3 protein-coding genes and 1 pseudogene are annotated in these 2537 nt (G+C 68.3%); 1 reads left to right on the top strand and 3 read right to left on the bottom strand.

Annotated features, from left to right (window positions below; all coding sequences use genetic code 11):
- The 3 genes and pseudogenes from N5E02_RS20785 to N5E02_RS20775 form a co-directional block, all read right to left on the bottom strand.
- Nucleotides 1–123 (bottom strand): annotated as a pseudogene (locus N5E02_RS20785) (thiol:disulfide interchange protein DsbA/DsbL); the annotation flags it as partial.
- 106 nt (nucleotides 124–229) lie between these two features.
- Nucleotides 230–880 carry a thiol:disulfide interchange protein DsbA/DsbL gene (locus N5E02_RS20780; protein ID WP_005419285.1) on the bottom strand — a complete coding sequence of 217 codons (651 nt, stop codon included), beginning with the start codon at nucleotides 878–880 and terminating at the stop codon, nucleotides 230–232.
- A 106-nt stretch (nucleotides 881–986) separates the two neighbouring features.
- Nucleotides 987–1787 (bottom strand): c-type cytochrome, encoded by an 801-nt coding sequence (locus tag N5E02_RS20775; RefSeq protein ID WP_065185386.1) that lies wholly within the window; start codon nucleotides 1785–1787, stop codon nucleotides 987–989.
- A 156-nt stretch (nucleotides 1788–1943) separates the two neighbouring features.
- On the opposite strand from N5E02_RS20775, the gene yihA reads away from it, so the two are divergent.
- Nucleotides 1944–2537: ribosome biogenesis GTP-binding protein YihA/YsxC (yihA, locus tag N5E02_RS20770; protein ID WP_279946720.1), on the top strand; the 594-nt coding region annotated here is incomplete at its 3' end.

The following is a 2537-nucleotide window of genomic DNA, read 5'->3' as shown; positions in this document are numbered from 1 at the left end:
CGTGGCCGGGGTTGCTGCCGGTTCGGCGGGGGCCGCGGTGGTGTTGGTGCTGCCGTCGTCGGCCTTGCAGGCGGCCAGGATCGGCAGCAGCGCTGCGAGGGCGAGGGCGTAACGGATCTTCATGGAAACGTCTCCAGCATCTGGAAAGGTGGGGCCGGCGGCAGGCGCCGGCCAAGGGGAAATGATGACACGCGGCGGCGACAACGCCGTGTCGGTGGTGGGTGTTGGTTCAGCGGCCGCGGGCGGCGCGCGCCTGCGCGATCAGCGCCGAGGCAATGCGCAGCTGGTCGTCGAAGCTGTTGCCGCGCACCAGGTACTGGCCATTGATGATGATGGCCGGGGTGCCCGGAATCTTGGTGCGCTGGGCGAACGCGCGCGCGGCCTCGACCTTCTTCTGCACGGCATCGCCGCGCAGGGCCTGGATGTAGCGGTCCGGGGTCACGCCGTAGGCCTTGTAGAAGGTGGCGAGCTCATCGGCGGAGACGTTCTGCATCGGCAGCGAACCCTGCTCGTGCAGGGCCTTGAACACGGCGGCATGGCTGCGCTTGGCCACGCCGACTTCGTCGGCGGCGTAGTAGGCCAGTGCCCAGGCATCCCAGGCACCGCCGAAGGCCGCCGGGACCGGGGTGAAGCGCACGTCGGCCGGCAGCTTGGCCGCCCAGGCTTCCAGCTGCGGTTCGAAATGGGCGCAGTGCGGGCAGGTGTAGCCGAAGACTTCGACCACCTCGATCTTGCCGGCCAGCGGCTGGAACGGGCCCGGCTGGGCGATGCGCTCGTAGTCTTTGCCCTCGACCAGCGGGGCATTGGCGGGGGTGGCGGCGCAGGCTGCCAGCGGCAGCAGCACCAGCACGGACAACAGCAGGCGGGAAATCAACCTCATCGACACGCATCTCCGTTGAAAAAAGCAACGCCGGCGCAGCCGCCGGCGTGAAGGAAACATACCGCAGCCGTAGGCCGGCGTCGCGGCCCGGGCCGACCAGTGGTGGTCAGGGGGCGGCAGCCGGTTGTGTTGGCGTGGCCGTGGTGGCCACATCGTCGGCCTTGTTGTGCAGGCCCTGCAGGTAGCTCGACAGCGCCTGCACCTCCTGCTCGCTGAGCTTCTGCGCGACCGTGGCCATGATCTGGAAGTGCGCCTTGTCGGTCTCGTTGGTCTGGCCGGCCTGGTACTCCTGCAGGCGGCGCGCGACATAGCTGGCGTGCTGGCCACCGAGATGCGGATAGGCCGGGCCGGGATTGCCGGCACCGCTGGGGCCATGGCAGGCCATGCAGGCCGGCAGGCCACGCTTGGCATCGCCGCCGCGGTACAGCTGCTGGCCGATCTCGTAGAACTTCATGCCCTTGTAGGGGCCGTCGGCGACCGCCGTGTCATCGGCGATGCCGGCGTTGGCCTTCTGCGTGGCGAAGTAGGCGCCGATATCACGCATGTCCTGCGGGGTGAGGTTCTGCACGAACGGCACCATCGCCACCGCCGCGCCGGAACTGCGCTGGCCGTTGGCGATCAGGGCCATCTGCTGGGCCACGTAGCGTTCGCTCTGGCCGGCAATGGACGGGTACATCTCCACCGTGGAATTGCCGTCGGCACCGTGGCAGGCCGCGCAGGCCGTCGCCTTGGTCTGCCCGGCCTTCGCATCGCCCCAGTGGGTCTTGCTGAAATCCACCTCCAGCGAGGCGGTATTGATCGGCCCATTGTCGGGCAGCGGGGTCAACGTGGTCTGCGCGAACGCAGCAGCGGCAACGACTACAGCAGTGGCAAGGGCGGATACGGCAAGAACGCGAGCGTGGCGCATGCTGAAGCTCCGTATGGACCGGGCCGGGCGGTGGCGGCCGGCATCGTCCGGATTATCAACGCCGTTTCCGCGCACGGTCAACGCAGCAGTGCAGCAAAATGCCCGCAAAGGCCGCCGGCACGGGCGCGCGGCGCCGCAACATGCGATCCTAGGCACATGTCATTGCTCATCGAACGCGCCCGTTACCACCTTTCGGCCCATAACGTGCGGCAGCTGCCGCCCGACGAAGGGGCCGAAGTGGCCTTCGCCGGCCGCTCCAACGCCGGCAAGTCCAGTGCGCTCAACGCGCTGACCCGCCAGAACGCCCTGGCGCGTGTCTCCAAGACCCCCGGCCGTACCCAGCAGCTGGTGTTCTTCCAGGTCACCCCGGAGGCGCATCTGGTCGACCTGCCCGGTTACGGCTACGCCAAGGTGCCGCTGGACCTGCAGGCGCACTGGCAGGCCTTCATCGACAAGTACTTCCGCACCCGCGAGGCCCTGAAGGGGCTGGTGGTGGTGATGGACATCCGTCATCCGCTGAAGGACTACGACCGGCAGATGCTGTCCTATGCAGTGCAGCGTGGCCTGCCGGCGCATGCCCTGCTGACCAAGGCCGACAAGCTCAGCCGCAGCCAGCAGATGCAGTCCTTGCAGAAGGTGCGCAAGGAGCTGCAATCGGCCTACGGTGACAGCGTCAGCGTGCAGGTGTTCTCGGGCGAAGACCGTACCGGCGTGGACGAAGCCCGCGCCGTGATCGGCGGCTGGCTGGGG

Source organism: Stenotrophomonas sp. GD03777, from assembly GCF_029842485.1.
Lineage (GTDB): Bacteria > Pseudomonadota > Gammaproteobacteria > Xanthomonadales > Xanthomonadaceae > Stenotrophomonas > Stenotrophomonas sepilia.
This window is presented reverse-complemented; position numbering and strand designations above follow the sequence as displayed.